This window comes from Bradyrhizobium sp. UNPA324 (assembly GCF_006658635.1).
GTDB classification, from domain to species: Bacteria; Pseudomonadota; Alphaproteobacteria; order Rhizobiales; family Xanthobacteraceae; genus Bradyrhizobium; species Bradyrhizobium nanningense.
Genome location: NZ_LFJD01000004.1, coordinates 2,258,166 through 2,260,737, shown reverse-complemented (window position 1 = coordinate 2,260,737; position 2,572 = coordinate 2,258,166). Strand labels below are relative to the sequence as shown.

Here is a 2,572-nt window from a genome sequence, read left to right as displayed (position 1 = left end):
CGTCGATCAACGCCTCCGGCCAGCTCAAGCTCTCGACCGGCGTCAACGCCGATCTGTCGATCACCGGCACCGGCAATGCGCTGAACGCGCTCGGCCTCGCCGGCAACACCGGGACGGCGACCGCCTTCACCGCGGCCCGCACCTCCGGCGTCGGCGGCATCAGCGGCAAGACCTTGACCTTCTCCTCCTTCAATGGCGGCACGGCGGTCAACGTCACCTTCGGCGACGGCACCAACGGCACGATCAAGACGCTCGATCAGCTCAACACCAAGCTTCAGGCCAACAACCTGACCGCGACGATCGACGCCAACGGCCTGCTGACGGTCTCCACCACCAACGACTACGCGTCCTCGACCATCGGTTCGAGCGCCGCGGGTGGTGCGATCGGCGGCACGCTGACCTCGTCGCTGACCTTCTCGACGGCTTCCAGCCCCGTCCAGGATACGGTTGCCCAGACCTCGCGTGCCAACCTGGTGTCTCAGTACAACAACATCCTGAACCAGATCGACTCGACGGCGCAGGACTCCTCGTTCAACGGCGTCAACCTGTTGAACGGCGACCAGCTCAAGCTGGTGTTCGACGAGACTGCAAAGTCCAGCCTGAGCATCACCGGCGTGACCTACAACTCCAAGGGTCTGGGCCTCGCCGCGTTGACCGGCGGTGTCGACTTCATCGACAACGCCGCCACCAACAAGGTGCTGACCAATTTGAACGCCGCGTCCAGCACGCTGCGCTCGGAAGCCTCGAGCCTCGGTTCGAACCTGACGATCGTGCAGGTTCGTCAGGACTTCAACAAGAACCTGATCAACGTGCTGCAGACCGGCTCCTCCAACCTGACGCTGGCCGACACCAACGTCGAGGCGGCCAACAGCCAGGCGCTGTCGACCCGCCAGTCGATCGCGGTCTCCGCGCTGTCGCTGGCCAACCAGTCGCAGCAGAGCGTGCTGCAGCTGCTCCGCTAATAGCGGACGACATCGCAAGCAAGATCCGGCGGCGGGGCTTCGGCCCCGCCGCTTTCTTTTTGCTCGCTGCTCGAAATTTCGAGAGGGCAGGCGATGCTCGAAAAAGTAACCAGCGGTTATGGTTAATGGAGCGTAAGCGCAAAGAAATGCCAATGATTTCAGGTCGATTGCAGATCCCATCGGCGCCTTGCGCACGCTTATGGTGAACCGGCGCTTATGCCGGCAATGTTCGTTTCACCCTTTGTTAGCCATGTCGCGGCACGCTGGCCCCGTCACTCGATCCGAAGCGATCGAACGAAGACGCGTAAGCCAGAAGGGTAAGAGTCATGTCCGGTATTGTTCTCTCTGCGTCGGTTCGTCAGAACCTGCTCTCTCTCCAGTCCACCGCCGATCTTCTCGCCACCACACAGAACCGTCTGTCGACCGGCAAGAGCGTCAACTCGGCTCTCGACAATCCCACCAACTTCTTCACGGCACAGTCACTCGACAACCGCGCCAGCGACATCAACAACCTGCTCGATAGCATCGCCAACGGCGTGCAGGTGCTGCAGGCCGCCAACACCGGCCTGACCTCGCTGCAGAAGCTGATCGACAGCGCCAAGTCGATCGCTAACCAGGCGCTGCAGACCACGGTCGGCTATTCCACCAAGTCCAACGTCTCGACCACGATCGCCGGCGCAACCGCGGCCGACCTGCGCGGCACGACTTCGTTTGCCAGTGCGACCGCGAGCAGCAACGTGCTGTATAGCGGCGCGGCCGGCGGCACCACCGCGGCGAACGGCACCACCACGCTCGGCGCCACCATCGGCTCGTTCACGGGCACCGCGGCAACGGCCGGCGACGGCACCACCGCGCTGACCGGCACCATCACCCTGATCGCCACCAACGGCACGACCGCAACCGGCCTCGGCAGCAACGCCCAGCCGGCCGACGGCGACACGCTGACCGTGAACGGCAAGACCATCACCTTCCGCAGCGGCGCTGCTCCGGCGTCGACCGCGGTTGCGTCCGGTTCCGGCGTCAGCGGCAACCTCGTCACCGACGGCAATGGCAACACCACGGTCTATCTCGGCACCGCCGGTACCCCGGCTGCGACCGTCAACGATCTGTTGACCGCGGTCGATCTGGCGAGCGGCGTGAAGACGGTCTCCATCAGCTCGGGGGCTGCGACGATCGCCACCAGCCTCAACCAGACCGCTTCGAGCGTTGGCGGCGGCGCCGTCACGCTGAAGAGCTCGACGGGTGCGGATCTGAGCGTCACCGGCAAGGCCGACCTGCTCAAGTCGCTCGGCCTGACCACGTCGACCGGTGCAGGCAATGCCACGGTGAACGTCAACCGCACCACCAGCGCGGCCTCGCTCGGCGCGGAGATCGCGGACGGTTCGACGCTCAACGTCGACGGTCACGTCATCACCTTCAAGAACGCGCCGACCCCCGGCACGACCGGCGCTCCGAGCGTTCCGAGCGGTTATGGCGCGAGCGGTGCGGTCGTCACCGACGGCGCCGGCAACTCGACGGTCTATCTGCAGGCTGGCACGGTCAACGACGTGCTGAAGGCGATCGACCTTGCCACCGGCGTGCAGACCGCGACGGTCAATGCCAACGGCACC

At 64.9% G+C, this 2,572-nt stretch carries 2 protein-coding genes; both read left to right on the top strand.

What is annotated here, in order from left to right; genetic code table 11:
* Window positions 1-962 (top strand): DUF1522 domain-containing protein (locus UNPA324_RS11015; RefSeq protein WP_283810235.1); only part of this gene is annotated, 962 nt, incomplete at its 5' end.
* Window positions 963-1,288: 326 nt separating this feature from the next.
* Window positions 1,289-2,572: DUF1522 domain-containing protein (locus UNPA324_RS11010; RefSeq protein WP_141938823.1), on the top strand; the 1,284-nt coding region annotated here is incomplete at its 3' end.